Origin of the sequence: Microvirga pakistanensis (genome assembly GCF_004458765.1) — a bacterium.
Taxonomy (GTDB): domain Bacteria; phylum Pseudomonadota; class Alphaproteobacteria; order Rhizobiales; family Beijerinckiaceae; genus Microvirga; species Microvirga pakistanensis.
Window position 1 is genome coordinate 1 of the sequence record NZ_SPJX01000386.1, and the last position, 223, is coordinate 223.

Below are 223 nucleotides of genomic sequence, written 5' to 3' on the forward strand. Positions count from 1 at the left end.
ATTGGCTTCAAGCTCGCGGACATGGCTGTCGAGATCTCCGCAGCCCGCATGATGCTCTACGAGGCCGCCAAGGCTTATGACGAGGGACGGGACGTCGCCAATCTCGGAGCACTGGCCAAGCTCTATGCATCGGAAGTGGCACACAGGGCGGCCGACGCCGCGGTGCAGATCTGGGGCGGCTTCGGTTACTGCAAGCCAAACGTAGCCGAGCGGCTCTATCGCG

At 63.2% G+C, this 223-nt stretch carries 1 protein-coding gene; it reads left to right on the plus strand.

The window, feature by feature from the left end; genetic code table 11:
• Positions 1-223 (plus strand): acyl-CoA dehydrogenase family protein (locus E4K09_RS18685; protein WP_280177481.1); only part of this gene is annotated, 223 nt, incomplete at both ends.